Origin of the sequence: Micromonospora sp. NPDC126480 (assembly GCF_040302465.1) — a bacterium.
In the GTDB taxonomy this organism is placed as follows: domain Bacteria; phylum Actinomycetota; class Actinomycetes; order Mycobacteriales; family Micromonosporaceae; genus Micromonospora.
Genome location: NZ_JBEORU010000030.1, coordinates 56,216 through 82,483, shown reverse-complemented (window position 1 = coordinate 82,483; position 26,268 = coordinate 56,216). Strand labels below are relative to the sequence as shown.

The 26,268-nt window shown below is 72.5% G+C and carries 25 protein-coding genes; 5 read left to right on the top strand and 20 right to left on the bottom strand.

Features of this window, described 5'->3' with window-relative positions; translation table 11 throughout:
• Positions 1-181 precede the first annotated feature (181 nt).
• Complete coding sequence (locus ABTW87_RS24305; RefSeq protein ID WP_350653264.1) at positions 182-658, bottom strand: winged helix-turn-helix transcriptional regulator; 477 nt, start codon at positions 656-658, stop codon at positions 182-184.
• Positions 659-714: 56 nt separating this feature from the next.
• Here ABTW87_RS24305 and ABTW87_RS24300 point away from each other — a divergent pair, with 56 nt between their 5' ends.
• A complete protein-coding gene (locus ABTW87_RS24300) occupies positions 715-1,224 on the top strand; it encodes a PaaI family thioesterase (RefSeq protein WP_350653263.1) in 510 nt (169 codons plus the stop codon).
• Positions 1,225-1,388: 164 nt separating this feature from the next.
• On the opposite strand, the gene ABTW87_RS24295 is transcribed toward ABTW87_RS24300, so the two are convergent.
• The 3 genes from ABTW87_RS24295 to ABTW87_RS24285 all read right to left on the bottom strand — a co-directional run bounded on the left by ABTW87_RS24295 (position 1,389) and on the right by ABTW87_RS24285 (position 4,502).
• On the bottom strand, positions 1,389-2,318 hold the full coding sequence (locus tag ABTW87_RS24295) for an acyl-ACP desaturase (protein ID WP_350653262.1): 930 nt from the start codon (positions 2,316-2,318) through the stop codon (positions 1,389-1,391).
• A gap of 81 nt (positions 2,319-2,399) precedes the next feature.
• Positions 2,400-3,728: a histidine--tRNA ligase gene (gene hisS, locus ABTW87_RS24290; protein ID WP_350653261.1), complete on the bottom strand. Its 1,329-nt coding sequence runs from the start codon at positions 3,726-3,728 to the stop codon at positions 2,400-2,402.
• 54 nt (positions 3,729-3,782) lie between these two features.
• Positions 3,783-4,502, bottom strand: coding sequence for an MBL fold metallo-hydrolase (locus ABTW87_RS24285; RefSeq protein WP_350653260.1), 720 nt, complete (start codon positions 4,500-4,502; stop codon positions 3,783-3,785).
• Positions 4,503-4,760: 258 nt separating this feature from the next.
• On the opposite strand from ABTW87_RS24285, the gene ABTW87_RS24280 reads away from it, so the two are divergent.
• Complete coding sequence (locus ABTW87_RS24280) at positions 4,761-5,648, top strand: peptidylprolyl isomerase (RefSeq protein ID WP_350653259.1); 888 nt, start codon at positions 4,761-4,763, stop codon at positions 5,646-5,648.
• A 103-nt stretch (positions 5,649-5,751) separates the two neighbouring features.
• Positions 5,752-6,525 carry a peptidylprolyl isomerase gene (locus tag ABTW87_RS24275; protein ID WP_350653277.1) on the top strand — a complete coding sequence of 258 codons (774 nt, stop codon included), beginning with the start codon at positions 5,752-5,754 and terminating at the stop codon, positions 6,523-6,525.
• Between the two features lie 60 nt (positions 6,526-6,585).
• Here the strand turns inward: ABTW87_RS24275 and ABTW87_RS24270 are convergent, their stop codons facing one another.
• The 9 genes from ABTW87_RS24270 to ABTW87_RS24230 all read right to left on the bottom strand — a co-directional run bounded on the left by ABTW87_RS24270 (position 6,586) and on the right by ABTW87_RS24230 (position 16,419).
• On the bottom strand, positions 6,586-9,039 hold the full coding sequence (locus ABTW87_RS24270; protein WP_350653276.1) for a RelA/SpoT family protein: 2,454 nt from the start codon (positions 9,037-9,039) through the stop codon (positions 6,586-6,588).
• 245 nt (positions 9,040-9,284) lie between these two features.
• A complete protein-coding gene (locus ABTW87_RS24265; RefSeq protein WP_350653258.1) occupies positions 9,285-9,851 on the bottom strand; it encodes an adenine phosphoribosyltransferase in 567 nt (188 codons plus the stop codon).
• Between the two features lie 85 nt (positions 9,852-9,936).
• The gene (gene secF / locus ABTW87_RS24260; protein WP_350653257.1) at positions 9,937-11,121 is read right to left on the bottom strand and encodes a protein translocase subunit SecF; all 1,185 of its coding nucleotides are present in this window, start codon (positions 11,119-11,121) and stop codon (positions 9,937-9,939) included.
• Position 11,122: 1 nt separating this feature from the next.
• Positions 11,123-13,024, bottom strand: a complete 1,902-nt coding sequence (gene secD, locus ABTW87_RS24255; RefSeq protein WP_350653256.1) for a protein translocase subunit SecD — start codon at positions 13,022-13,024, stop codon at positions 11,123-11,125.
• A 223-nt stretch (positions 13,025-13,247) separates the two neighbouring features.
• The gene (gene yajC, locus ABTW87_RS24250; protein ID WP_350653255.1) at positions 13,248-13,586 is read right to left on the bottom strand and encodes a preprotein translocase subunit YajC; all 339 of its coding nucleotides are present in this window, start codon (positions 13,584-13,586) and stop codon (positions 13,248-13,250) included.
• Positions 13,587-13,725: 139 nt separating this feature from the next.
• On the bottom strand, positions 13,726-14,790 hold the full coding sequence (gene ruvB, locus ABTW87_RS24245) for a Holliday junction branch migration DNA helicase RuvB (RefSeq protein ID WP_350653254.1): 1,065 nt from the start codon (positions 14,788-14,790) through the stop codon (positions 13,726-13,728).
• 109 nt (positions 14,791-14,899) lie between these two features.
• Entirely contained in the window at positions 14,900-15,502 is a 603-nt protein-coding gene (gene ruvA, locus ABTW87_RS24240; protein ID WP_350653253.1) for a Holliday junction branch migration protein RuvA, read from the bottom strand.
• Positions 15,499-16,026, bottom strand: a complete 528-nt coding sequence (gene ruvC / locus ABTW87_RS24235; protein ID WP_350653252.1) for a crossover junction endodeoxyribonuclease RuvC — start codon at positions 16,024-16,026, stop codon at positions 15,499-15,501. Before ruvC ends, ruvA begins: the two co-directional genes overlap by 4 nt.
• Positions 16,027-16,125: 99 nt before the next feature.
• Complete coding sequence (locus ABTW87_RS24230) at positions 16,126-16,419, bottom strand: DUF1905 domain-containing protein (protein ID WP_350653251.1); 294 nt, start codon at positions 16,417-16,419, stop codon at positions 16,126-16,128.
• A gap of 273 nt (positions 16,420-16,692) precedes the next feature.
• On the opposite strand from ABTW87_RS24230, the gene ABTW87_RS24225 reads away from it, so the two are divergent.
• Both ABTW87_RS24225 and ABTW87_RS24220 read left to right on the top strand, forming a co-directional pair.
• Positions 16,693-17,475, top strand: a complete 783-nt coding sequence (locus tag ABTW87_RS24225) for a 3-hydroxybutyrate dehydrogenase (RefSeq protein ID WP_350653250.1) — start codon at positions 16,693-16,695, stop codon at positions 17,473-17,475.
• Positions 17,476-17,489: 14 nt separating this feature from the next.
• Positions 17,490-19,409 (top strand): helix-turn-helix domain-containing protein, encoded by a 1,920-nt coding sequence (locus ABTW87_RS24220; RefSeq protein WP_350653249.1) that lies wholly within the window; start codon positions 17,490-17,492, stop codon positions 19,407-19,409.
• Positions 19,410-19,489: 80 nt separating this feature from the next.
• On the opposite strand, the gene ABTW87_RS24215 is transcribed toward ABTW87_RS24220, so the two are convergent.
• The 7 genes from ABTW87_RS24215 to ABTW87_RS24185 all read right to left on the bottom strand — a co-directional run bounded on the left by ABTW87_RS24215 (position 19,490) and on the right by ABTW87_RS24185 (position 26,237).
• Positions 19,490-20,077, bottom strand: coding sequence for a transcriptional regulator (locus tag ABTW87_RS24215; RefSeq protein ID WP_350653248.1), 588 nt, complete (start codon positions 20,075-20,077; stop codon positions 19,490-19,492).
• A gap of 107 nt (positions 20,078-20,184) precedes the next feature.
• Positions 20,185-21,201, bottom strand: a complete 1,017-nt coding sequence (locus tag ABTW87_RS24210; RefSeq protein WP_350653247.1) for a branched-chain amino acid ABC transporter permease — start codon at positions 21,199-21,201, stop codon at positions 20,185-20,187.
• The gene (locus ABTW87_RS24205) at positions 21,198-22,079 is read right to left on the bottom strand and encodes a branched-chain amino acid ABC transporter permease (protein ID WP_350653246.1); all 882 of its coding nucleotides are present in this window, start codon (positions 22,077-22,079) and stop codon (positions 21,198-21,200) included. The genes ABTW87_RS24210 and ABTW87_RS24205 overlap by 4 nt, the downstream gene beginning before the upstream one ends.
• 55 nt (positions 22,080-22,134) lie before the next feature.
• Positions 22,135-23,394, bottom strand: coding sequence for an ABC transporter substrate-binding protein (locus ABTW87_RS24200; protein ID WP_350653245.1), 1,260 nt, complete (start codon positions 23,392-23,394; stop codon positions 22,135-22,137).
• A gap of 45 nt (positions 23,395-23,439) precedes the next feature.
• Entirely contained in the window at positions 23,440-24,132 is a 693-nt protein-coding gene (locus ABTW87_RS24195; protein WP_350653244.1) for an ABC transporter ATP-binding protein, read from the bottom strand.
• Positions 24,119-24,880: an ABC transporter ATP-binding protein gene (locus tag ABTW87_RS24190; protein ID WP_350653243.1), complete on the bottom strand. Its 762-nt coding sequence runs from the start codon at positions 24,878-24,880 to the stop codon at positions 24,119-24,121. Before ABTW87_RS24190 ends, ABTW87_RS24195 begins: the two co-directional genes overlap by 14 nt.
• A 319-nt stretch (positions 24,881-25,199) precedes the next feature.
• The gene (locus tag ABTW87_RS24185; RefSeq protein ID WP_350653242.1) at positions 25,200-26,237 is read right to left on the bottom strand and encodes an aminotransferase class V-fold PLP-dependent enzyme; all 1,038 of its coding nucleotides are present in this window, start codon (positions 26,235-26,237) and stop codon (positions 25,200-25,202) included.
• Positions 26,238-26,268: the final 31 nt, after the last annotated feature.

Sequence of the window (26,268 nt, the reverse complement as noted above, 5' to 3'; positions counted from 1 at the left end):
CGTCACACTCCGATGAAGGCCGAGCATGATCGACTCGATGCCCGGGGCAGGGCGCCGTCCGGAGCCGGCGGACGCCCCCGATGCCGGCGACGCGGACCGGGTCGCCGTCCGGGTGGCCGGCCGTGGCGCACCCACCACCCGGACGGCAGGCGGGCCGTGGCGTACCCGGCCGAGGCCCGGCTCAGTCGGTGCGGCGGCGGGCCCCCGGGCCCGGCCGCGGCACCACGTCGCGCGGCTCGGCGACCTCGTGGCCGCGCTCGCAGCGCAGCGCCACGCGCACCTCGCCGCCGCAGTCGCGGTGCTCGACGCGCAGCGGCGAGCCCTCCGGGTCGGCGAGATAGCGGTCACCCCAGGCGAGCACGGCGACCAGGACCGGCCACAGGTCTAGGCCCCTGGAGGTCAGGCGGTACTCGTGGCGCAGCCGGCTGCCCGGCTCCCGGTACGGCTCACGGCGCAGCACTCCCTGGGCGACCAGGGTGGCCAGCCGGTTGGTGAGCACCTGCCGCGGGATGCCGGTGCGTACGCGCATGTCGTCGAAGCGCCGGACGCCGTTGAAGACCTCCCGCAGCACGACCAGGGTCCACTTCTCGCCGAGGACCTCCATCGCGCGGGCGATGGTGCAGTTCTCGATCGACCAGTCCAGCGCCGCAGGCCTCATGCCCGCCAGGCTAAGTCTTGTTGACAGACTCAGCAAGCGACTGCGAGGCTGGGTCCATGACGCAGACGCAGCAACGCAGCCGCACGTTCTCCTGGTCGGACCCCGGCCTCAACGCGGCCCAGATCGGCCGGCGCAGTGGCCTCGACCTGCTGCGCGCGATGATCGCCGGCGAGTTGGCCGCCCCGCCGGTCATGCACCTGCTGGACATGAGCCGGATGGAGGCCGAGGAGGGCCGCGTCGCCGTCGAGCTGGTTCCGCAGGAGTTCCACTACAACCCGCTGGGAACCGTCCACGGTGGCGTCATCTCGACCCTGCTGGACACGGCCGCCGCCTGCGCCGTGCACACGACCCTGCCGGCCGGCATCGGTTACACGTCCCTCGACCTGAACGTGAAGTTCCTCCGCCCGGTCACCGTCGACTCCGGCACGCTGCGCTGCGAGGGCACCGTGATGCAGCGTGGCCGCCGCACCGCCCTGGCCGAAGCCCGCCTGACCGACGCCGTCGGCCGCCTGGCAGCCCACGCCACCTCAACCTGCCTCCTGCTCCCCCTCCCCTCCCCCACCTGACCCTCTCCCCCACCCCGTCGATCATGGAGTTGTGGTGCCCCGCAAAGGGTGCGAAAGCGGACAGGGTGCCCACCACAATTCCATGATCGACCGCAGGAACGGCCCCGGGCGCGGCGGTTGGTACAGGGAGCCGGGGACGGGTGCGCCCCGGGGTGGGTGGCGGGTCAGCGGGACTGGCGGGCGCGGCGGGCCTCGCGCTTCTCCTCGAAGCGGGACGCGGCGCGCTCCAGGTCGTCGAGGTGCGCGGCGATCTGCTCGCGGGCGGCCTCGCCGTCGGCGTCCAGGCCGGTCACGTTCATGACGTCCCACTGACGAAGCACCGGCATCACCACCTCGTCCCGATGCTGGCGCAGGTCGTAGATCCCGGCGAGGGCGATCGCCACCGACTTGCGGACGAACCCCTCGATACCGCTGCCGGGCATCTGGAAGTCGGCCAGCACGTCGGCCACGGCCCGCATCGTCTGGCCGGGCGCCAGCTCGAAGGCCGCGCCGAGCAGGTTGCGGTAGAAGATCATGTGCAGGTTCTCGTCGGCGGCGATCCGGGCGAGCAGCGCCTCGCACACCGGGTCGCCGGTGGCCCGGCCGGTGTTGCGGTGCGCGATCCGGGTGGCGAGCTCCTGGAACGACACGTACGCGAGCGAGTGCAGCATCTCCTCGTCGTGCGCGTTGTGGAAGCCGGCCGACATGTGCACCATCCGGGCCCGCTCCAGGGCCACCGGATCCACCGCGCGGGTCACCGTCAGGTAGTCCCGGATCGCGATGCCGTGCCGCCCCTCCTCGGCCGTCCACCGGTGCACCCAGGTGCCCCACGCGCCGTCCCGCCCGAAGAGCGTGGCGATCTGGTGGTGGTACGACGGCAGGTTGTCCTCGGTGAGCAGGTTGACGATCAGCGCGGTGCGGGCCACCTCGGGGAGGGTCGAGTCCTCCGGCGACCAGGCCTCCCCGCCCAGCGGCCCGTCGAAGGTGCGCCCCTCGCTCCACGGCACGTACTCGTGCGGGAACCACTCCTTCGCCATCGACAGGTGGCGGTCGAGGTTCTTCTCGACCACGACTTCGAGTTCGTGCAGCAGGGCGGTCTGGCTCAGGTTGGTCACGACGATCTCCCTACGGTGGCGTAACTTACGCCACCGTAGGTCTGATCGTCCGCCGGCGCCAGCGGTGTCCCACGGAACGTCTCAGCTCACCAGGGGCTTCAGGTCCACCACCGGGGGCGTCCACACGCCGGCCTCGGCACGTTCCTGCTCCCCGGAGCGGATGTCCTTGACCTCGTCCGGTACGCCCTCGACCCCGGGGAACCACACGTACGGGATGCCGCGCCGCTCGGCGTACCGGATCTGCTTGCCGAACTTCGCCGCGCTCGGCGACACCTCGGTGGGGACGCCGCGCGCCCGCAGTGCCTCGGCGACCCGGTTGCTCGCCACCCGCTGGTCCTCGTTGACCACCGCCACCAGGACGCAGGTCGGCACGTCCCGGGACACGCTCAGCGCCCCGGCGCCGAAGAGCAGGCCCAGCAGCCGGGTCACGCCGATCGAGATGCCCACCCCCGGGTACGACACGGTGCCGGCGCTGGCGAGGTTGTCGTACCGGCCGCCGGAGCAGATCGAGCCGAACCGCTCGTACCCGATCATCTGCGTCTCGTAGACGGTGCCGGTGTAGTAGTCGAGGCCCCGGGCGATCCGCAGGTCGGCCACGCAGAGGCCGGGCGCGTGCTCGGCGGCGGTCTCCACCACCCGGACCAGTTCCTCGACGCCCTCGTCGAGCAGCGGGTGGCGCACCCCGAGCGCGGCAACCGCGTCGGCGAACGACGCGTCCGGCGCCGAGATCTCGGCGAGCGCGAGCACCGCCTTGGCCTGCGCCTCGCTGGCGCCGGCCGTCTCGGCCAGCAGCTCGGCGACCTTCGCCGGGCCGACCCGGTCGAGCCGGTCGACAGCGCGCAGCGCCGCCTCCGGGTCGGTGATCCCGATCCCCCGGTAGAAGCCCTCGCAGATCTTGCGGTTGTTGACCTGGATGCGGACCGGCGGGATCGGCAGCGAACGCAGCGCGTCGCCGACGACCAGGGGCATCTCCGCCTCGTGGTGCGGGGCGAGGCGGTCCCGGTCGACGATGTCGATGTCGGCCTGCAGGAACTCCCGGTACCGCCCCTCCTGCGGCCGCTCGCCCCGCCACACCTTCTGGATCTGGTAGCGGCGGAACGGGAACTGCAGCTTGCCGGCGTTCTCCAGCACGTAGCGGGCGAACGGCACGGTCAGGTCGAAGTGCAGGCCGAGGGCGTCGTCGCCGGCCGGCCCGTCCGTGTCGGCCTGCAGGCGGCGGATCAGGTAGACCTCCTTGGACGTCTCCCCCTTGCGCAGCAGCTGATCGAGGGGCTCGACCGCGCGCGTCTCCAGCGGCGCGAACCCGTACAGCTCGAAGGTGCTCCGGATCCGGTCCAGGACGTACTGCTCGATCATCCGCTGCGCGGGCGTCCACTCCGGGAAGCCGGAGATGGGCATGGGCTTGCTCATGATGCTCCGTTCACAGGACCCGCGCCACGGCGCGGGAAAGACGGCGGTGAGCGGCTAGAGGCCGCGGGCAGGGGCCGCCGGTCGCGCGCCGTCGTCCTCCGCCACCTCGATGAGGTACGGGTTGGTCGCGCGCTCGCGGCCGATTGTCGTCGCGGGGCCGTGGCCGGGCAGCACGACGGTGTCGTCGGCCAGCGGAAGGATCTTGCTCCGCAGGCTGGCGAGCATCGCCGGGAGGCTGCCGCCCGGCAGGTCGGTGCGGCCGATCGAGCCGGCGAAGAGCACGTCGCCGGAGAGGCAGACCTCGTCCGCCTCCCAGCGGGAGCCCGCGCCGGGCAACCGGAAGAGCACCGACCCGCCGGTATGGCCGGGCGCGTGGTCGACGATGATCTCCAGCCCGGCGAGGCTCAGCGTGGCGCCGTCGGTCAGCTCGGCGACGTCCTCCGGCTCGGTGTACGGCAGGCGCCCGCCGAAGAGCGCGGCGAGGTCGGCGGACAACCCCTTCGCGGGGTCGGCGAGCAGTTCCCGGTCGCCCGGGTGGACGTACGCGGTGACACCCCGCGCGCCGCAGACGGGCGCGACGGAGAAGGTGTGGTCGAGGTGGCCGTGCGTGAGCAGCACCGCGGCCGGGTGCAGCCGGTGTTCGGCCAGCAGGGCGTCGAGCCGGTCGAGCACGCCGATGCCGGGGTCGACCACCACGCACTGCTCCCCCGGCGCGGTGGCGACCACGTAGCAGTTGGTGCCGAAGGCGTCCGCGGGAAAGCCGGCCACGAGCACGTCCGCTCCCCTTCCGTCGAGGTGTCGGGTCCCGTCCCCGAGCCTAGTCGCCCGGCCCGTCCGGGTTCCGGCGGTGGCACCGCGGACCGGCCCGCCGCGGCCAGTGACGAAGCCCGATAGGCACAGCCCGGACCTCGTACACCACATTCCCAGCCGCTGGCCGTACACTCTGGCGGGCGTGTGGCGTGGCGCACGCGCCCACCAGACGGGCAGGCCGCCCGTCCGCCACGGAACCAGGGTAGAGGAAGGGGAGCACGGGTGGCTTCCAGCAGGGACCGGCAGCGCAAACTGGCGCGGGCCAAGCTCGACCGGCAGATGGCCCGCCGGGCCGCCCGGCACCGCCGCCGCCGGCAGATCCAGGCCGGTGTCGGCGTCGCCGTCGTCCTCGTGCTGATCGTGGCCGGCACCGCCTGGGCCCTGGGCGCCTTCGACCGCGACCCGGCGGAGGACGTCGCCGCCGAGGAGACCTGCCTCTGGACCCCGCAGGACGCCAGCGCCAACAACAACCTGAAGGACGTCGGCACCCCCGCCACCACCGGCCTGCCGACCGACGGCGTCCGCACGATGACGATCGTGACGAACCAGGGCGCCCCGGTCACGGCCGAGCTGGATGTCGCCGCCGCGCCCTGCGCCGTGGCCAGCATCTCCCACCTGTCGAGCCGCTCCTTCTACGACAACACCAAGTGCCACGAGATCACGGCCGAGGGCGCGGTGCGCTGCGGCGACCCGAGCGGCACCGGCTTGGGCGGTCCGACGTACTCCTTCTACGACGAGAACGTCCCCGACGCCCCGTCGCCGTCGCCGTCGGCGAGCCCGGCTCCCGGCGAGCCGGCGACGTACCCGAAGGGCACCGTCGCGATGATCGGCAGCACGCCCGGCGCGAACGGCAGCCAGTTCCTGGTCTTCTTCAAGGACTTCACGACGGCCAACCCGACGTACTCGATCGTCGGGCGGGTCACGTCCGGCCTGGAGACGATCGAGAAGATCGGTGCGCTGCCGACCGTGGACAATGGCAGCGGGGCCAAGGTCAAGCCCAAGGACGACGACGTGGTCATCCAGAGCCTGACGGTCACCGAAGCGGCGCCGAGCCCGGCGGCGACGCCGAGCACCGACGCGTCGCCGACAGCCAGCCCCAGCGCCGGCTGACCGCGGCCGACCCACTCAACCCGACACAGCGCAGGAGGATCCAGGCGTGACGTCCACCAGAGAGCGGCAGCGCGCGGCGGCCCGCGCCCGGCTCGAGAAGGAGATGGCCGAGCGGGCGACCCGGGCCCGCCGGCGGCGGCAGACCACCGCGATCGTCGGGGCCGGCGCGGCCCTCCTGCTGGTCGTCGCGGGGACGGTCTGGCTGGTGTCCGCCCTCGGCGACGACGACTCGTCGACGGACACGGCCGCGCCCTCCGGCGCCGCCCAGTGCGCGTTCACCCCGATCCCGGAGGACCAGCGGATCCCGCAGATCAAGGACGTCGGCCTGCCGGGCAACCAGCAGCCGAACTCGGGTGTCCAGACGCTCACCATCGACACCAACCTGGGCCAGATCACCGCCAAGGTCGACCGGTACCGGACGCCGTGCACCGCGGCGAGCTTCAACCACCTCGCGGAGAAGAACTTCTTCGACAACACCAAGTGCCACCGGCTCGTCACCGAGGGCATCAAGGTGCTGCAGTGCGGTGACCCGAGCGCGACCGGCAAGGGCTGGCGGGAGACCGACGGCACCGGCGGCCCGAGCTACCGGCTGATGGAGGAGAACCTGCCGACGGACAAGCGGCCCCCGTACCCGGAGGGTGTCATCGCGATGGCCAACTCTGGCCAGCCGGGCAGCACGGGCAGCCAGTTCTTCATCGTCTACGGCGACTCGCCGCTGGACCCGAACTACACCGTGCTGGGCACCGTGACCAGCGGTATGGACATCGTCAAGCAGGTGGCGGCGGCCGGCGACGACAAAGCCTTCGCCGAGCAGGCCGGCGGCGGTCACCCGAAGAAGGAGATCGTCATCACCGACCTGACGATGAGCGCGGCCTGACCAGCCCGCACCCCGTCGTCCCCGCGCCCCCGGCACCCCGTGCCGGGGGCGCGCTGGTGGTCAAGCGCCGGAGGTCACCCGGTACGCGTCGAAGACGCCGTCGACCTTGCGCACCGCGGCCAGCAGGTGGCCCAGGTGTTTCGGGTCGGCCATCTCAAAGCTGAACCGGCTCACCGCCACCCGGTCACGGGTCGTGGTGACGGTGGCGGACAGGATGTTGACCCGCTCGTCGGAGAGCACCCGGGTGACGTCGGCCAGCAGCTTGTGCCGGTCGAGCGCCTCGACCTGGATGGCGACGAGGAACGTCGAGGCGGAGGTGAGCTTCCAGCTGACCTCGACCACCCGTTCGCTCTGCGCCCGCAGGTCCTCGGCGTTGGCGCAGTCGTCCCGGTGCACGCTCACCCCACCGGAGCGGGTGACGAAGCCGAAGACCGCGTCCGGCGGCACCGGGGTGCAGCACCGGGCCAGCTTGATCCAGACGTCGCTCACGCCGCGGACCACCACACCTGGATCCGCGCTGCTCTGCCGGCTACGCGGCGGCCGGGTGGCGACGGCGGTCTCGGCGATGTCCTCCGCCGCGCCCTCCTCGCCGCCGTACGTCGCCATCAGCTTCTGCACCACCGACTGGGCGGAGACCTGACTGTCGCCGACCGCCGCGTACAACGAGGCGACATCGGCCAGGTGCAGGTCCCGGGCGATGGCCATCAGCGCGTCCGAGGTGAGCATCCGCTGCAGCGGCATGCCCTGCTTGCGCATCGCCTTGACGATCGCGTCCTTGCCGGCCTCGATCGCCTCCTCGCGCCGCTCCTTGTTGAAGTACTGCCGGATCTTGGTGCGGGCGCGCGGGCTCTTGACGAAGCCCAGCCAGTCCTGCGTGGGGCCGGCGGTGTCGGACTTCGACGTGAAGATCTCGATCACGTCGCCGTTGGACAGCGTCGACTCGAGCGGCACCAGCTTGCCGTTGACCCGCGCCCCGATGCACTTGTGCCCGACCTCGGTGTGCACCGCGTACGCGAAGTCCACAGGCGTCGACCCGGTCGGCAGCGGGATGACGTCACCCTTCGGGGTGAAGACGTACACCTCCTGGCTGGACAGGTCGAAGCGCAGCGCGTCGAGGAACTCGCTCGGGTCGGCCGCCTCCCGCTGCCAGTCCAGCAACTGGCGCAGCCACGTCATCTCGTCGATGTGCGCCGGCGGGCCGACGATCTGCGTGCCCTTGTGCTCCTTGTACTTCCAGTGCGCGGCGATGCCGAACTCGGCGGTGCGGTGCATCGCGTACGTGCGGATCTGCATCTCCACCGGCTTGCCGGTGGGCCCGATGACCGTCGTGTGCAACGACTGGTACATGTTGAACTTGGGCATGGCGATGTAGTCCTTGAACCGCCCCGGCACCGGCTGCCAGTTGGCGTGGATGACGCCCAGCGCCGCGTAGCAGTCCCGCACCGTGTCGACCAGGATCCGTACGCCGACCAGGTCGTAGATGTCGTTGAAGTCCCGCCCCCGCACGATCATCTTCTGGTAGATCGAGTAGAGGTGCTTCGGCCGCCCGGTGACCTCTGCCTTGATCTTGGCGGACTTCAGGTCCGTGCCGACCTTCTGGGTGACCTGCCGCAGCAGCGCCTCCCGCTGGGGCTGGTGCTCCCCGATGAGGCGGTTGATCTCCTCGTACCGCTTCGGGAACAGGGTGCCGAAGGCCAGGTCCTCCAGCTCCCACTTGATCGTGTTCATACCGAGGCGGTGGGCCAGGGGGGCCAGGATCTCCAGCGTCTCCTTCGCCTTCTGCTCCTGCTTCGGGCGGGGCAGGAAGGTCAGGGTCCGCATGTTGTGCAGCCGGTCGGCCAGCTTGATCACCAGGACCCGCGGGTCCTTCGCCATGGCCACGACCATCTTGCGGATCGTCTCGGCCTTGGCGGCGTCGCCGAGCTTGACCTTGTCGAGCTTGGTCACGCCGTCGACCAGCAGTGCGACCTCACCGCCGAAGTCGGCCCGCATCTGGTCGAGCGTGTACTCCGTGTCCTCGATGGTGTCGTGCAGCAGCGCCGCGACAAGCGTCGTGGTGTCCATCCCCAGGTTGGCGAGGATGGTGGCCACCGCGAGGGGGTGGGTGATGTACGGGTCACCGGACTTGCGGTACTGCCCGGAGTGCCAGCGGGCCGCGGTGTCGAAGGCGCGCTGCAGCAACCGCGCGTCGGCCTTCGGGTGGGCGTCCCGGTGGGTCGCGATCAGCGGCTCCAGCACCTCGCTCACCTGCGAGGACTGCCAGGGCGCGTTGAATCGGGCCAGCCGGGCCCGGACCCGCCGGCCGGTGGGCGCGTTGGAGAGCGCGAACCCGCCGCCGGACGAGGGGTCGCTCGTGCCACCGCGGATCGGGACGACGACGCCGTCGCTCTCGGCGGCCGCGCCGGGGCGGATGGCGTCCGTCGCGCCGGAGCCGTTGCCGTGGGCCGTCACCCGGGGGTCACCGTTCCGGTCGGTCACCGAGCCGTCGCCTGTCGGGTGCACAGTGCCCTCCACCGGAGGGGCGACATCGTGGGACACCGGCCTCCTCACCGCTCGCCGGGATTGCGCCGGCCGTGCGGCCGACGTTTTTGTTCAACCGGCCACCGGGCCGGTGTTGTTCCCCGCCGGCCCCGACCGGCGGTTCGCCGCCGCCCGGACGGCCACCCACCCGGTCAGCAAAGGGCAATGCTACCCGCACGCACGGTACCCCGCCGCTCCGCCGGACGGACCGCGCCGGGTCCGCCCGACGGACGTCGTGCTCAAACGGTCAACAGGGCATGGACCGGACGCGGGGCCAGCCGCTTTCGGCCGCCGAGGAAGCCCAGCTCCAGCAGCACGGTGAAGCCGGCCACCGTGCCGCCGGCGCGCTCCACCAGGTCGAGGGTCGCCTGGGCGGTGCCGCCGGTCGCGAGCACGTCGTCCACCACCAGCACCCGGTGCCCGGCGGTGAACGCGTCCTGGTGGACCTCCAGGGTCGCCTCGCCGTACTCGAGGGCGTAGGACGCCGCGTACGCCGCCCGGGGCAGCTTGCCCGCCTTGCGCACCGGCACCACTCCGACGCCCGTCGCGTACGCGATGGCCGCGGCGATCACGAACCCGCGCGCCTCGATCCCGGCCACGGTGTCGAACGAGTCCCGCCCGTGGTGGCGCACGATCCCGTCGACCACCTCCCGGAAGACGTCACCGTCGGCGAACAGCGGCATCAGGTCCTTGAACATGACACCCGGCTTCGGGAAGTCCGGAACATCAAGCACCCGGCTGGCCACCAGCTCGGCGACCTCGCGGCCGCTGTCTCCCCGTACCTGAGCGCTGTGGGTCTCCGTCACGGCAGTTTCGTTCCTCTCACGACGACGGCGCCCTCCCTGCTGCTCGCACAGCATGAAGGACGCCGTCGGACCGTTGCGCGCCGGGTCAGCGCCGCTTGCCACCCGGACGGTTACCGCCGCCGGCGGGGCGCCCGCCCCGCGTGCCGGTGGGCCGCTTCCCGGCGGGCCGGGCACCGACCTTCGGCGCCGCCCCGGCCATGGCCGCCGCCTCGGCGTCGACCGGCTCGTCGGCGCTCTGCGCGGGCCGGGGCGCACCCTTCGTGGCGATCTCGCCGCGCTCGATCGCCGCCCGGCGGCCCAGGACGCGCTTGTTGTGCGCCTGGATCCGCGGCTCCATGTTCTTCAGGAGCACCAGCAGCGGGGTGGCCAGCGTGATCGAGGAGAAGAACGCCACGGCCATACCGACGAACAGCACCAGGCCGAGATCCTTCAGCGTGCCCGCACCGAGCAGGCCGGCACCGATGAACAGCAGGCCACCGACCGGGAGCAGGGCCACGATCGAGGTGTTCAGCGACCGCATCAGGCTCTGGTTGATCGCCAGGTTGGCCGCCTCGCCGTACGTCTGGTTGTTGTTCGCGGTGATGCCGCGGGTGTTCTCCTGGACCTTGTCGAAGACCACCACCACGTCGTAGAGCGCGAAGCCCAGGATGGTCAGGAAGCCGATCACGGTCGACGGGGTGACCTCGAAGCCGACCATCGAGTAGATGCCGGCGGTGAGGATCAGGTTCATCACCAGGGAGGCGACGGCGGCGACCGCCATCCGCCACTCGAACCGGAGGATGAGGTAGACCATCACCAGCGCCACGAAGATCACCAGACCGAGCAGCGCGCGCTGCGTGACCTGGCTGCCCCACGCCTCGCTCACCTGCGTGTAGCTGATGTCGCTGGTCTGGATGCCGAACTCGGTGGCCAGGGCCTGGGTGACGGCGTTGGCCTCGTCCGGCGAGAGCTGCGAGGTGCGCATCTCGTAGACGGTGGTGCCGGTGCCGCCGACCTGCTGCGCGGTGACCACCTCGGCCCCGCCGCCCTCGGTGGCGAGCGCCTCGTCGACCCTGGTCTCAGCGTCCTCCAGGGTGCCGACGCTCGCCGGGATCTGGAACGAGTTGCCGCCGGCGAACTCGATACCCGGGTTGAAGCCGCGCACCAGGAAGCTCAGCAGCGAGAGGAGGATCAGCGCCGCAGCGACGGCGAACCACAGCTTGCGCCGCCCGATGATGTTGAGCCCGGCCTCACCACGGTAGAGGCGGCTTGCGAGACCTTCACCAGCCATCTCAGGCCTCCTTCACGCGCGGGTTGCGCGGCTTGGCCGGCTCGGCGGTCCGCGCCGGGAGCGCCCGGCCGAGACCGCTGACCCGGGGGGACAGGAACGCCCGGGTGCGGGCGAACATCGTCATGATCGGGTGTCGGAAGAGGAACACCACGACCAGGTCGAGCACCGTGGCGAGGCCCAGCGCGAACGCGAAGCCCTTCACCGCGCCCACCGAGACGATGTAGAGCACCACCGCCGACATGAGGGTGATCGCGTTGGCCGAGATGATCGTCCGGCGGGCCCGGATCCACGCCCGCGACACCGCGCTGCGTGGGCTTCGCCCCTCCCGGATCTCGTCCTTGAGCCGCTCGAAGTAGATGACGAACGAGTCCGCCGCCACACCGAGCGAGACGATCATGCCGGCGATGCCGGCGAGGGTGAGCGTGAAGCCGATCTGCCGGCCGAGCACCACCAGCGCGCCGAAGACCAGCAGCGCCGAGAGCACGAGGCTCAGGAAGATCACTGAGCCGAGCAGCCGGTAGTAGAAGAACGAGTAGACGATGACCAGCAGCATGCCGATGCCGGCCGCGAGCAGACCGGCCCGCAGGTGGCTGGCGCCCAGCGTGGCGGTGACGTTCTGCTGCTCGGCGGCCTCGAAGGTCACCGGCAGTGCGCCGTAGCGCAGCGTGCTGGCCAGGTCGCTCGCGTCCCGCTGCGTGAAGTTGCCGGTGATCTGCGAGTTGCCGGTCAGCACACCCTGGATCTCGGGCGACGACACCACGTCGTTGTCAAGCACGACCGCCACCCGGCACTTGCCGCTGTCACCGAGCGCGGAGGCGTCGCAGGCCTGGCCCTCGTTGTTGAAGGACTCGCGGGTCAGGTTGGTCCACTTCTCCTGGCCGGAGCCGGTGAAGTCGAGGCTGACCACCCACTGGTTGGTCTGGTCGAGCACCGCGTTGGCGTCGTCCACGTCGGTGCCGAGCACCTTGGCCTCGTCGAGCAGGTACTTGAGAGCGCCGTCCTCACAGGCGACGACCTGCTGGTCCGGAGCGGAGATCGACGCCGGCGGGCGGTCGTCGAGCTGCGCGCAGGTGATCTGCGGGACGTTGAACTGCATCTGCGCCGGCAGTGCCGCGACCTCGCGCGGGGTCAGCGACGCGAACGGCTTGAGCTTCTCCGCCAGCGACGGGTCGGTGGTCAGGTCGGCCGGAGCCTGCAGGCCGCTGGCGGCCGCCCAGGCGGCCGCACCGACCTTCTGCTCGACCGCCTTGCGCTGCTCCTCGGCGGTCGCCGGGGCGGGCGCGGCGCTGCCGCTCGGCGACGGAGCAGAGGCGCTCGGGGTGGCCGACGGGGTGGCGCTGGCGCTCGGCGCCGGGGCGCCGCCGCCCTGGCCGCCGCTCGGCGACGAGGTCGCCTTCGCGCTTGTCGACGGGGTCGGTGTGGCGCTGCCCGAGGGGGCGGGTGAGGGGGTGCCGGAGGGGGTGGCGGTCGGGCTGGGCGCCGGGGCGGCGGCCGCGCCGCTGCCGTCAGCGACCTTGAGCACCTTGCGGAAGCGCAGCTCGGCCGCGCTGCCCACCTCGGTCAGGTCCCGGTTCTCACCGGGCAGGGAGATCACGATGTTCCGGTCGCCCTCGGTGACCACCTCGGCCTCGGCGACACCGAACGCGTTGACCCGGCTCTCGATGATCTGCCGGGCCTCCTCGAGGTTCTCCGCGGTCGGCGGCTGCCCGTTGGCCGTGTTCGTCGCCTCCAGCGTGAGTCGCGTGCCGCCGACGAGGTCCAAGCCGAGCTTCGGCTCGAGCCGGTCCTTCCAGCCACCGCTGGCGCCGCCTCCGAAGAACACCAGAAGGTAGAGGACCACGAAGATGAACCCGAGCACGGCCAACTGCCGCCCGGGGCGCATCTGTCCCTGAGGTGGTGCCACGGCTGTCCTGTCTCCCTGTACGGTCACGCCGCCGCTGCGAGCGGCGGCTGTCGGCCGGGCTCCCCGGTCGACGGTCGGCTGGGAGCCGACGCCGCGGCCGGTACGCGGGCACCGGCAGGCGACGCCGGCCGGTCGCGGGCATACCGACGTGGTGCGTCGGCCCGACTATCCACTTGTCCTGTCGCGTACGCCGCCCCGACCGCCGGCCGGGGCGGGCGACGGGTCACTCCTTGACGACGTCCGCGTCGTCGACGGCCGGCTCGGCCGGGCTCTCGGCCTTGGTGACGACCCGCGCGATCGCGGGGCGCGCGTACCGGGTCTGCACGCCGGGGGCCACCTCCAGCAGGACCGTGTCGTCGTCCACGCCGGTGACGGTGCCGTAGAGGCCGCCGATGGTGACGACCTCGTCGCCCTGACCCAGGGAGCGCTGCATGGCCTCAGCCTCGCGACGCCGCCGCTGCTGGGGACGGATCATCATGAAGTACATGACGCCGAACAGCAGAACGATCATGAGGATGGGCGTGAAGCCGCCGGCTCCGCCGGCCGATTGTGCGTAAAGCACGGTGGTAGACCTTCCCATTGGCCTCCGGCCGGCACGAGGGGCGCCGGAGCGGAGGCAGATTCTCACGTCCTGTACAGACCGCGGCGAAGTCTAATCCCTGCGCCTGGGAACGCCGAATGCGGTGCAGATCACGTTCGCATCACGGCTGATCGGGCTCCACGGAGAACAGATCGGGCACGGGAGGGGTGTCCGGGCCGAATATACCATTTGGGGGCGTACGGCCCAGGTGCCGCCAAGCCGCCTCGGTCGCGACCCGCCCGCGCGGCGTACGGGCGAGCAACCCGGCCCGCACCAGGAACGGCTCGCAGACCTCCTCCACGGTGTCCGGCTGCTCCCCCACCGCCACCGCCAGGGTGGACAGGCCCACCGGGCCACCCCGGAACGAGTCGACAAGCGCGGTCAGCACCGCCCGGTCCAGCCGGTCCAGCCCCAGCGCGTCGACGTCGTACACGATCAGGGCCGCCCGCGCGGTCTCCCGGTCGACCACGCCGTCGGCCCGGACCTCGGCGAAGTCCCGCACCCGGCGCAGCAGGCGGTTGGCGATCCGGGGGGTTCCCCGGGACCGGCCGGCGATCTCCGCGGCGCCGTCCTCGGTGATCGGCACGCCGAGGATGCGGGCCGAGCGGTGCAGCAGCGCCTCCAGGTCGGCCGGCGCGTAGAAGTCGAGGTGGGCGACGAAGCCGAACCGGTCCCGCATCGGGCCGGTCAGCAGGCCCGACCGGGTGGTCGCGCCGACCAGCGTGAACGGCTCGACGTCCAGCGGGATCGCGGTCGCGCCGGGGCCCTTGCCGACCACCACGTCGACCCGGAAGTCCTCCATCGCGCTGTAGAGCAGCTCCTCGGCCGGCCGGGCGATCCGGTGGATCTCGTCGATGAAGAGCACGTCGCCCTCGGCGAGGCTGGTCAGGATCGCGGCCAGGTCGCCGGAGCGCTCGATCGCCGGGCCGCTGGTCACCCGGATACCGGTGCCCAGCTCCGCGGCGACGATGTTGGCCAGACTGGTCTTCCCGAGGCCGGGCGGCCCGGAGAGGAGGATGTGGTCGGGCGGACTACCGCGTCGCATCGCACCCTGCAGCAGCAGGTCGAGCTGGTCGCGGACCCGGTCCTGCGCGATGAACTCGGCCAGCCGCTTCGGCCGGACGCTCGCCTCCGCGTCGCGTTCCGCGTCGTTGACGTACGCCGAGACCAGGTTGTCGCCCGTCATTGCTGGCCCTTCACTCGCGACCGCGCGGCTCGCAAACCCGGCTCAGGCGCGCGTTCCGGCTCCGCCGCGTCCCATGCGAGCCGACCCGGCACGCGCGTCCCCGCGCTCGTCATCGGGTCCGGCCCAGCAGCCGGATCGCCTGCTTGAGCAGGACCGGTACCGGCGGCACGTCCCCGTCGAGGGTCTCCGCCACCGCCGCGACCGCCTGGTCGGCCTGCGCCGCCGTCCAGCCGAGCCCGACCAGCGCCTGGCGCACCTGCTCCGGCCAGGCGCCGGTGGTGACACCGGCGGCGCCGTCGACCCCGACGGACACCGGGCCGATCCGGTCCCGCAGCTCCAGCACGAGCCGCTCGGCACCCTTCCTGCCGATGCCCGGCACCCGGGTCAGGGCGGCGGTGTCGGCGTTGGCGATGGCCTTGCGGACCGCGTCCGGGGTGTGCACGGCCAGCACCGCCTGGGCCAGCCGGGGGCCCACCCCGCTGGCGGTCTGCAGCAGCTCGAACAGGGTCTTGGCGTCGTCGTCGGCGAACCCGTACAAGGTCAGCGAATCCTCCCGGACGACCAGGCTGGTGGCGAGCCGCGCCGGCTGGCCGACCCGCAGCTCCGCGATCGTGCCCGGAGCGCACTGCACCGCCAGGCCCACCCCGCCGACCTCGATCACGGCATGGTCGGGACCGGTCGCGGTCACCACACCCCGGACGCTGGCGATCATCGCACCCCTCCTCGTCGTACCCGGTCGGCCGCGGCGGCCAGCTTCGAGCGGGTGCCGCCGCGCCACACGTGGCAGATCGCCAGCGCGAGGGCGTCGGCGGCGTCGGCCGGGCGGGGCGGCTCGGGCAGCCGCAGCAGCCGGGTCACCATCGCGGTCATCTGCGCCTTGTCGGCCTGGCCGGAGCCCGTCACCGCCGCCTTCACCTCACTCGGCGTGTACGTCTGGACCGGCAGCCCGGCCCGGGCGCCGGCGAGCACGGCGATCCCGCTGGCCTGCGCGGTGCCCATCACCGTGCGGACGTTGTGCTGGCTGAAGACGCGCTCCACGGCGATGCTGTCCGGTCGGTGCTCGGCCACCAGGTCGGTGAGCGAGCGGTCCAGGTGCAGCAGGCGCACCGGCAGCTCGTCCTGCGGGTCGGTGTAGACGACGTAGTACGCGACAAGCGTGCAGGGCCGCCCCGGCACCCCCTCGACCACGCCGACCCCGCACCGGGTCAGCCCCGGATCGACGCCGAGCACGCGCACGCCGCCTCCTCCCCGACCGCCGGCAGTACATGCGTTCGACACCCTACCGACGCCGTCACCGCATCGCCCCGCGGGACACGCCGCCCGCCCCGGGCGTCGTCAGCGCCGGGTCGGGTCGACCTCGATCGCCACGGTCACCACGTCGCCGTCGTCCCTGCCGGCCCGGATCCGGGCCGGCACCGGCAGCAGCCAGCCCGCCCGGCGGTCCCGCCAGACGCTCGTCGCCCAGGTGCGGCCGTCCACGCTGGCGGTGACCGGCACCCGCCCGAACGGGCCGGCCGTCGCCGGGGCGTGCTCGGCCGGGACCGGGGCGAAGACCCATCCGCCCGCACCCGACCAGCGGACCAGCGTCGCCTCGAAGGTCTCTCCCGCGGCCTGCTCCACGCCACCCATCCGGCACCCTTCCAGTCCGCTCTGCGGCCCGCCCGGCCCCTCACCGCGCCGGCGCAACCGCCAGCCTGTCGGGGAGGATGCCAGCCGGGTCCGACATCGACCGGCTCCGCGACCGGCCGTCCGTGGGGATCCGGACACCCCGCCGACAACGTCGCGCGGCGCTCACCGTCCAGGGAGCGAAACCGATGTCCGGTACGGCCACACAGCATCCGGGGCGAGTATGTGTCGCTGCCCCATGTGCGCCCGGCCACACAGCTCGTAGTTTCTTGCGCCATGACGGCAGAACCCGTGGCGGTCCCCCACGTCGTACACGTCGACCTCGCAGGTCGTACCGCTCTGGTGACCGGGGGCGGCAGTGGCATCGGACGGGCCTGTGCCCTGCGGCTGGGCGCGGCCGGCGCCAAGGTCCTCGTGGTGGACCGCAACCTCGAGGCGGCCAAGGCGGTCGCCGCCGAGGCCGGTGGGCGGGCCGAGTGTGTCGACCTGGCCGAGCCGGCTGCCGTCGACCGCCTCGACGCCGACATCGACATCGTGGTGAACAACGCCGGCCTCCAGCACGTCGCGCCGGTCCAGGAGTTCTCCGTCGAGCGCTTCGAGTACCTGCACCGGGTGATGGTCGAGGCACCGTTCCTGATCATCCGGCGGGCGCTGCCGCACATGTACGCCCGGGGCTGGGGTCGCATCGTCAACATCTCCTCGGTGCACGGGCTGCGCGCCTCGCCGTACAAGGCGGCGTACGTCTCCGCGAAGCACGCCCTGGAGGGGCTGTCGAAGACGGTGGCGCTGGAGGGGGCGCCGCACGGCGTCACCGCCAACTGCGTGAACCCGGCGTACGTGCGGACCGCGCTGGTGGAGAGCCAGATCGCCGACCAGGCGGCCACCCACGGCATCCCGGAGGCCGAGGTCGTGGAGAAGATCATGCTCGCCCGGGCGGCCATCAAGCGGCTGATCGAACCGGAGGAGGTGGCCGAGCTGGTGGCGTACCTGTGCTCCCCGCCGGCGGCGTTCATCACCGGCGCGTCCATCGCCCTCGACGGGGGCTGGACGGCGAACTAGTGGCGACCCGCACAATGTCGGTCATGTCCTCGCCGGTGGAGTTCCTGGAGCTGCTCGCGCGCGAGGCGGCCGCGGTGGAGTTCGAAGGCCCGCTGGTCGCCGCGCGCGCCGCCGGCCTGCCCGCGGACCGGCTGGCCGAGCTGGAGCAGGCGAAGGCGGTCGCGCTGCGGGTCCGCGCGCTGCTGGAGCGCCGCCGTCGCCGGGAGACCGAGCTGTCCGGGCTGTACGACACGGTGAGCGACCTGGCCGGGCTGCGTGACCTGGACGACGTGCTGCGGGCGATCGTGCACCGGGCCCGCAACCTGCTCGGCGCCGACGTGGCGTACATGACCCTCAACGACGAGGAGCGCGGCGACACCTACATGCGGGTCACCGACGGCTCGGTGTCGGCCCGGTTCCAGCGGCTGCGGCTGCCGATGGGCGCGGGCCTCGGCGGCCTGGTCGCCCAGTCCGGCGCCCCGTACGTGACCGCGAACTACCCGGAGGACGACCGCTTCCACCACACCGGCGAGATCGACGCCGGGGTCGGCGAGGAGGGTCTGGTGGCGATCCTCGGGGTGCCGCTGCGGCTCGGCTCCACCTCGATCGGCGTGCTGTACGCGGCCAACCGGTCGGCCCGGCCGTTCGTCCGGGAGGAGGTCGCGCTGCTGGTCTCGCTCGCCGCGCACGCCGCGGTGGCGATCGACACCGCCCGGCTGCTCGCCGAGACCCGTGCGGCGCTGGAGGAGCTGTCGGCGGCGAACACCACCATCCGGGCGCACAGCGTCTCGGTGGAGCGGGCCGCGGCGGCCCACGACCGGATGACCGCGCTGGTGCTGCGCGGTGGTGGCGTCGAGGACGTCGCCGCCGCCGTGACCGAGGTGCTCGGCGGCGCCCTGCTGGCGCTTGACGCCGAGGGCCGGCTGCTGGCCCGGGTGGGCGAGATAGACGAGCCGGAGCGGGCCGACATCGTCGAGGCGGTGGCCGCGTCCCGCACCGAGGGGCGCAGCGTCCGCCGGGGGCCGCTCTGGTACGCGGCCGTGGTCGCCGGTGCGGAGAACCTGGGCGCGCTGGTGCTGCGCCCGGACGGTGAGCTGGTCGACGCCGACCAGCGGATCCTGGAGCGGGCGGCCCTGGTGACCGCGCTGCTGCTGCTGTTCCGGCGCACCGTCGCCGAGGCGGAGGGGCGGGTCCGGGGCGAGCTGCTCGACGACCTGATCGCCCGCCCGCTGCGGGACACCGACGCGCTGCGCAACCGGGCCCGGCGCCTCGGCGTGGACCTGGACGCCCCGCACGTGCTGGTCTGCGTCGGCGACGACGCGATCGCCGCGACCGGGTCGGCCCGGCAGCGGGTGCTGTCGTGGGCCACCACGTACGCCTCGACGCGCGGCGGCCTGGCCGCGGCGCGCGACGGTCGGGTGGTGCTGATGCTGCCCGGCCGGGACGCGGGCGGCGCCGCACGCGCGGTCGCCCGGGACCTGTCCCGGGTGACCGGCCGGCCGGTGACCGCCGGCGGGAGCGGGCCGTCCGTCGGCCCGGCCTCGCTGGCCGCGACCTTCCGCGAGGCGGACCGCTGCCTGACCGCGCTTGGCGCGCTCGGCCGGGCCGGGCAGGGTGCCGGCACCGACGAGCTGGGCTTCGTCGGGCTGCTGCTGGGCGCGGTCGGCGACGGCGGCGACCGGGACGTGGCGCGGTTCCTGGACGCGACCATCGGGCCGGTCGTCGACTACGACGCGCGCCGGGGCACCGCGCTGGTGAAGACGCTGGAGGCGTACTTCGGGGTGGGCGGCAGCCTGGCCCGCGCGGCGGAGCAGCTGCACGTCCACGTCAACACCGTCACCCAGCGCCTGGAGCGGGTCGGCCAGCTGCTCGGCGCCGACTGGCAGCGCCCGGAGCGCGCCCTGGAGGTCCAACTCGCCCTCCGCCTGCACCGGCTCCGCACGACGTCCGGCTGACGTCGATCATGGAGTTGTGGTGCCTGACAGAACAGGTGTTACGGGACGTTCCGCCCACCACGACTCCATGATCGACGGGGTCAGGGCGTGCACGCCGCCAGGGCGGCCGGCAGCGACGCCAGGTGGCGGGCGGGGCCGGTGAGGGGTTCGATCCAGCCGGGGCCGGCGCCGTACACCCGCAGTGCCGGGAAGTCGCGGGCGAAACGCATCAACCGGTACGCGCGGCCGGTGACCGGTGTCTGTGCCCAGATCACGACGGTGCGCGGCCGGGCCCGGAGCGCGGCCCCGGCCAGGGCGGTCCACGGCAGGGCCGGGCCGAGCAGCAGGCTGCCGAGGGCTCGCTCCCGCAGGGCGGCGGCGAGCGCGTGCAGGGCCAGGCAGTGCGTCTCCTGTTCGGCGCCGGCGAGCAGGACGCCGGCGGCGGACAGCGGCCGGGTGGGGTCACGCCGGAACACGTCGAGACCGGCGCGTACCCCCTCGGACAGCGCGTGTTCGACGGCGATCTCCCCAGCGGCGTGCCCGGGCAGCGCGGCGAGCGCCGGCACGCACACCTGCTCCCACAGCGCCGGGACGCCCCACTCGTGCGCCAGGTCGGTGACGAGCGCGGCGACGCGGTCGCCGGCCAGGTCCTCGGCGGCGAGGGCGAGCCGCTTTCGCGCGATCTCCACGGCCTCGGCCGGTATCGGAGCGGTCAACACCGAAACGAACCCCCGGGTAGACGGTCTCTACCCGGGGGTTCGTCGGAAGTGGGCGATCCGGATGCGCCGGACGGGAATCACTTGCGACGGGACGCCCACCAGCGCAGGGCCAGGGCGGAGGCCGTGCCCCAGATCCCGCGCCGGAACAGCAGCACCACGAGAACGAAGATGCCGCCGGTGACCAGGCCGATGGTCTCGAAGCCGGAGAACGACAGCCAGTCCTCCAGGCGGACCACGATGCCTGCGCCGAGCACGCCGCCCCACAGGGTGCCGATGCCACCGAGCACCACCACGATCACCGCCTTGCCGGAGGTGGTCCAGTGCAGGACCTCCAGCGAGACGAAGCGGTGGCCGACGGCGAACAGTCCGCCGCCGAGCCCGGCGATGAAGCCGGAGAGCACGAAAACGGTCAGCTTGTAGCGGTGCACCGGGTAGCCGAGCGCGCGGGCACGGGCCGGGTTGTCGCGGATGCCGACCAGCACCCGACCGAACGGCGAGTGCACGACGCGCCACGCGCCGGCCAGGCCGAGCAGCACGATCGGCAGGATCGCGTAGTAGAAGTAGTAGTCGTCGGTGAGGTCCAGCCCGAACAGTTCCCGCGGGATGCCCTGCAGGCCGTTCTCACCCTGCGTCACCGACCGCCACTCGTTGGCCACGTAGTAGACCATCTGCGCGAACGCCAGGGTGACCATGGCGAAGTAGATGCCGGTCCGCTTGACCGCCAGGTAGCCGATCGGCACGGCGAGGACCGCCGCGGCGAGCGCCCCGGCGAGCACGGCCACCGGGAACGGCACACCGAGATGGATCGCCACCAGGCCCGTCACGTACGCCGAGGCGCCCCAGAACGCGGCGTGCCCGAAGGACATCAGCCCGGTGAACCCCAGCAGCAGGTCCACGGCGACGGCGAACAGCGCCCAGCAGAGGATGTCCACCGCCACCGCCGGGTAGAGCCCGTTGGGCAGCCAGAGCGCCACCACCAGGCCGGTCGCGAGCAGCGCGTACCGGACCCACCAGGGGGCACGGGCGGCGGCGACCAGGCCGGACGGTACGGCCGGGCGGGCCTCGTCGGCCTTGGTGTCCACGGTGCTCGTCACGCCGGTGCCTCCTCACGGCCGAACAGGCCGGCCGGGCGCCAGAGCAGCACGACGGCCATCACGATGAAGACGATCGTCTGGGACACGATCGGGAACTCGGACAGGTACGCCTCGCCCCACGCCTGCACCAGCCCGATGCCGAAGCCCGCGGCGACCGAGCCGAAGATCGAGCCCAGACCGCCGATCACCACCACGGCGAAGACCACGATGATGAGATCCGCGCCCATCAGCGGGTTGACCGCCCGCATCGGCGCGGCCAGCACGCCGGCCAGGCCGGCCAGGCCGATGCCGAAGCCGAAGACCGGGGTGACCCAGCGTCCGACGTTGATGCCGAACGCCCGGGTCAGCTCCGGCCGCTCGGTGGACGCGCGGACGACCATGCCGACCCGGGTGCGGGTCAGCGTCCACCAGACCCCGACGCAGACCGCCACCGCGAAGCCCAGGATGAACACCCGGTACGTCGGGAAGTCGAAGATCCCGAAGTTCACCGAGCCGCTGAGCGCGGACGGGGTCTCGTACGGGCTGGACTGCACGCCGTACCGGAGCTTCACCAGGTCCTGCAGGATCAGCGTGAGCCCGAAGGTGAGCAGGAAGTTGTAGAGCGGGTCGAGCCGGGTGAGCCGGTGGATGAAGGCCCGCTCGAGGGCCATGCCGAGCACCGCCAGCCCCGACGGTACGACCACAAGCGCCGCCCAGAACGGCACGCCCGCCTCGGTGAGCAGCACGTACGCGCCGAACGCCCCGAGCATGTAGAACGCGCCGTGGGCGAAGTTGACCACCCGCAGCATCCCGAAGATGACCGCGAGCCCGAGGGCGAGCAGGGCGTAGAACGCCCCGCTCACCAACCCGTTGAACGTGTTCTGGAGAAAACCGGTCACCGTTGCGCCTTCGTTCGCGACTGCGGGGCTCGCAACCCCGGCTCACTCCTCGCGCTCACAGCTTGCAGTCCGGCGAGGGGGCCCGGAACGCCTCCGCGGCCGGGATGGTCTCCAGGACCTTGACGTAGTCCCACGGCTCGGTGACCTCGGACTGCGGCTTCACCTGGGCCAGGTACGCGTCGTGGATCACGCGGTGGTCCTCGGCGCGGATCTTGCCGTTGCGCAGGAAGACGTCGTTGACCTCCTTGCCCTCCAGCTCCTTGACGATCGTGTCGGCGTCGTCGGTGCCGGCGGCCTGCACGGCCTCCAGGTACTGCGTGGCGGCGGAGTAGTTGGCCGCGTGCGCGAACGAGGGCCGGGTGCCGGTCTCGGACTGGAACCGGTCGGCGAACTCCCGGTTCTCCTTGTCGAAGTTCCAGTACCAGGCGTCGGTGTACGTGGTGCCGGCCAGCGCCGCCGGGGTCAGCGAGTGAATGTCGGTGATGAACATCAGGCCGACGGCCAGCCCGACGCCCTTGTCGCGCAGCTTGAACTCGTTGTACTGCTTGACCACGTTGACCAGCTCGGCGCCGGCCTGCATGGTGCCGAGCACGTCCGGCTTCGGGTTCAGCGTCGGTGCCTTGAGCAGGAAGGTGGAGAAGTCGCCGCTGGTGTTCGGGAACGGGGCGCCGTCCTTGCCGACGACCTGGCCGCCGGCGGCGGTGATGGCGGCGGAGAAGCTCTTCTCCATGTCCTGTCCGAAGGCGTAGTTCGGGTACAGGATGTACCAGTTCTTGCCGACCTGCTGGGTGGTCACCTTGCCGGTGCCGTTGGCCAGCATGTACGTGTCGTACGCGTAGTGGAACGTGTACTTGTTGCAGCTCTTGCCGGTCAGGTCGGTGGTGGCCGCGCCGATGTTGAAGTAGAGCTTCTTCTTCTCCTTCGCCACGTCGGCCACCCGCAGCGCCGCCGACGAGGTCGGCACGTCCAGGATCAGGTCGACGCCCTGCCGGTCGTACATCTCCTGGGCCTTGCTGTTGGCCACGTCCGGCTTGTTCTGGTGGTCGGCCGTCTCCACGGTGATGTCCTTGGCCACCGCCTTGTCGCCGTGCTTGGCCTTGAAGTCGGCGATGGCCATCTCCACGGCCTTCACCGAGTTCTTGCCGGACAGCTCCGAGTACGCGCCGGACTGGTCGTTGAGCACGCCCAGCACGATCTTGCCGCCGGTCAGCTTCTCGTCCCCGCCCGACTGGGGACCACCGCCGCCGCAGCCGGCGACCACCATCATCGCGGCCGCCGACGCGGCGGCCACACCCACCGTCCTACGCATGCCCATCCCTTTCGTCCGCGCGTCGCGCGGGGTCGGTCGTGAGAGGAGAATTCAGATGCCGAGGTACGACAGCAGTTCGCGTTCCCGCGACCGCACCTCGGAGTTGTCCAACGCCTCCGCGATGCGTCCCTCGGCCAGCAGGTAGTGCCGGTCGGCGACGCCGGTGGCGAAGTGCAGGTTCTGCTCGACCAGCAGCACGGTGACGCCGTGCCGCTTGGCCTCCCGCAGGAGGTCGCCGACCTGCTGCACGAGCAGCGGCGAGAGCCCCTCGGTCGGTTCGTCGCAGAGCAGCAGCCGGGCGCCCATCCGCAGCACCCGGGCCAGGGCCAGCATCTGCTGCTCGCCGCCGGAGAGCATGGTGGCGGCCGAGTCGCGCCGCTCGTACAGGGCGGGGAACGCCTCGTACACCCGCTCCAGCGACCACGGGTCCGGCCCCACCGCCGGCGGCAGGGTCAGGTTCTCCGTCACGGTCAGCGTGGCGTAGCTGCCCCGGTCGTCGGGTACCCAGCCGAGCCCCAGCCGCGCCCTCTTGTACGCCGGCAGCTTCCCGACGTCCCTCCCGTCGAGTTCGACGGTCCCCCGTTGTCCGGCGTGCAGGCCCATCACGCAGCGCAGCAGGGTGGACTTGCCGGCGCCGTTGCGCCCCACCAGGGTGACCACCTCGCCGGCCTGTACCTCCAGGCCGACCTCCCGCAGCACCTGCGCCTCGCCGTACCAGGCGGACAGGTTCTCAATGCGCAGCATCAGCGGCTCCCAGGTAGGCGGTGATCACGCGCTCGTCGGCGCGGACCTGCTCGTACGGGCCCTCGACCAGGACCTTGCCGGCCTGCAGGACGGTGACGGTGTCGGCGAGCCGCCCGACGACGCTCATGTTGTGCTCGACCATCACCACGGTCCGGCCCTGCCGGACCCGGGCGATCAGGTCGACGGTGCGGTCGACGTCCTCCAGGCCCATGCCGGCGGTGGGCTCGTCCAGCAGCAGCACCTTCGGGTCGAGGGCGAGTGCGATGGCGAGTTCCAGGGCCCGCTTGCGCCCGTACGCGAGGGCCTCGGCGGGCGCCTCGGCCAGATCGGCCAGGCCGACCATGTCCAGCAGCTCGCCGGCCCGGTCGGTGTAGCGCCGCATCAGCTTCGCCGACCGCCAGAACCGCCAGCCGAGCCCGCTCGGGCTCTGCAGCGCCAGCTCGACGTGCTCCCGGGCGGACAGCTGCGGGAAGAGGCTGGTGATCTGGAACGAGCGGGCCACACCGAGCCGGGCCACCTGTTCCGGGGACAGCCCGGTGATGTCGCGGCCGCCCAGCTCGATCCGGCCGCCGCTCGGCGGCAGGAAGCCCGTCAGCAGGTTGAACAGGGTCGTCTTGCCGGCGCCGTTGGGGCCGACGAGCGCGTGCACGCTGTCCGCCGCCACGTCGAGGTCGACACCGTCGACCGCCCGGAATCCCCGGAAGTCACGGGTCAGCCCGCGAGCCGACAGGAGCGCTTGCCCGGCCATCGCCACATCCTCCGCAGGTCATCGGCGACGGTCGGTGCGGTGACCGTGGTCACAGGGCCGTCGCGTGCAGGAAACCTACGGCTGGAGTTCGAGGGCGAGCTATGTCGGCCGAACCCACATTCCGGGATCCGGGAGCGTGTGCGCGACCCACCCGGGCATCGCCCCGGCGGAGCGAATGGCATCGATGCAACCGATTGTCGGGCCGCCAGGTGGGTCGCCATGTGGCCGTCCCACGGTCGCAGTCCGGGCGGCCCGGCCGGAGCGGCTGCCGACCGCGATCCGGCCGCCGGCCGGCGCTCCGGTCGGGTGCCGGGTCCCGTCAGCCGGTCAGCGCGTCGAGGGCCAGGTCGACGTCGGCCTCGGTGGAATAGAGGTGGAAGGAGGCCCGGACCCGGCCGGCGCGCACCGCCGCCCGCACGCCGGCCCGCTCCAGCCTCTGCTCCGCGCCCGGCACGTCGACGGTGACGATCGCGCTGTCGCCCGGTGGCCGGCCCAGACCGGCGAGGAACCGGTTGGCCAGCGCCACGTCGTACGCGTGGACCGCCGGCAGCCCCACGTCCAGCAGCAGCTCCAGCGCGGGAGCCGCGCCGACCCAGCTGAACCAGGCCGGGGAGATGTCGAAGCGGCGCGCGTCGTCCGCCAGCCGCAGCGGCGGGCCGTAGTAGGAGGCGTGCGGGTCGGCGCCGGCGTACCAGCCGGCCGCGTCGGGCCGCATCCGGTCACGCAGCTCGGGCGCGAAGTAGGCGAGGGCGGCGCCGCGCGGCGCCATCAGCCACTTGTACGCCGCGACCACGACCGCGTCGGCGAGCCCGGCGTCGAACGGGAGCCACCCGCACGCCTGGGTGGCGTCGACCGCCACGAGCGCGCCGTGCGCGCGGGCGGCCGCGACGATGTCCGCGTACCGGGCCACCGTCCCGTCCGACGACTGCACCAGGCTGAACGCGACCAGGTCGGTGCCGGCGTCGATCGCGTCGACGAGACCGGCCAGCGGGACCGTGCGCACCCGGACGCCCCGCTGCTCCTGCACCAACCACGGAAAGAGGTTCGAGGTGAACTCGACGTCGGGAACCAGCACGGTCGCCCCCGGCGGCAGCGCGGCAGCCACCGGGGCGAACAGCTGCGACGCCGTGCTGCCGATCGCGACGTCCGCCACCGCCACCCCGACCAGGCGCGCGAACGCGGCCCGGGTCCGGGTCGTCGAGGTGTCCCAGACCTCCCACGGCATGCGTCCCACCCGCCAGCCGGCGAGCGCCTCCTGCAACGCCTCCCACGCCGGCTCGGGCGGCAGCCCGTAACTGGCGGTGTTCAGCCAACCTGGGTGGGGTTGCCAGAGCTGCTGCGCCTTCTCGATCTCCACGCCACCGACGCTAGCGACCCGGCTCGCCGGG

Coding starts and splice junctions, on each gene's coding strand:
- ABTW87_RS24305 (WP_350653264.1), bottom strand. CDS start 658: ATGAGGCCTGCGGCGCTGGACTGGTCGATCGAGAACTGCACCATCGCC.
- ABTW87_RS24300 (WP_350653263.1), top strand. CDS start 715: ATGACGCAGACGCAGCAACGCAGCCGCACGTTCTCCTGGTCGGACCCC.
- hisS (WP_350653261.1), bottom strand. CDS start 3,728: ATGAGCAAGCCCATGCCCATCTCCGGCTTCCCGGAGTGGACGCCCGCG.
- ABTW87_RS24275 (WP_350653277.1), top strand. CDS start 5,752: ATGGCCGAGCGGGCGACCCGGGCCCGCCGGCGGCGGCAGACCACCGCG.
- secF (WP_350653257.1), bottom strand. CDS start 11,121: ATGGCTGGTGAAGGTCTCGCAAGCCGCCTCTACCGTGGTGAGGCCGGG.
- ruvB (WP_350653254.1), bottom strand. CDS start 14,790: ATGACGGGCGACAACCTGGTCTCGGCGTACGTCAACGACGCGGAACGC.
- ruvA (WP_350653253.1), bottom strand. CDS start 15,502: ATGATCGCCAGCGTCCGGGGTGTGGTGACCGCGACCGGTCCCGACCAT.
- ABTW87_RS24230 (WP_350653251.1), bottom strand. CDS start 16,419: ATGGGTGGCGTGGAGCAGGCCGCGGGAGAGACCTTCGAGGCGACGCTG.
- ABTW87_RS24225 (WP_350653250.1), top strand. CDS start 16,693: ATGACGGCAGAACCCGTGGCGGTCCCCCACGTCGTACACGTCGACCTC.
- ABTW87_RS24220 (WP_350653249.1), top strand. CDS start 17,490: ATGTCGGTCATGTCCTCGCCGGTGGAGTTCCTGGAGCTGCTCGCGCGC.
- ABTW87_RS24200 (WP_350653245.1), bottom strand. CDS start 23,394: ATGGGCATGCGTAGGACGGTGGGTGTGGCCGCCGCGTCGGCGGCCGCG.
- ABTW87_RS24195 (WP_350653244.1), bottom strand. CDS start 24,132: ATGCTGCGCATTGAGAACCTGTCCGCCTGGTACGGCGAGGCGCAGGTG.
- ABTW87_RS24190 (WP_350653243.1), bottom strand. CDS start 24,880: ATGGCCGGGCAAGCGCTCCTGTCGGCTCGCGGGCTGACCCGTGACTTC.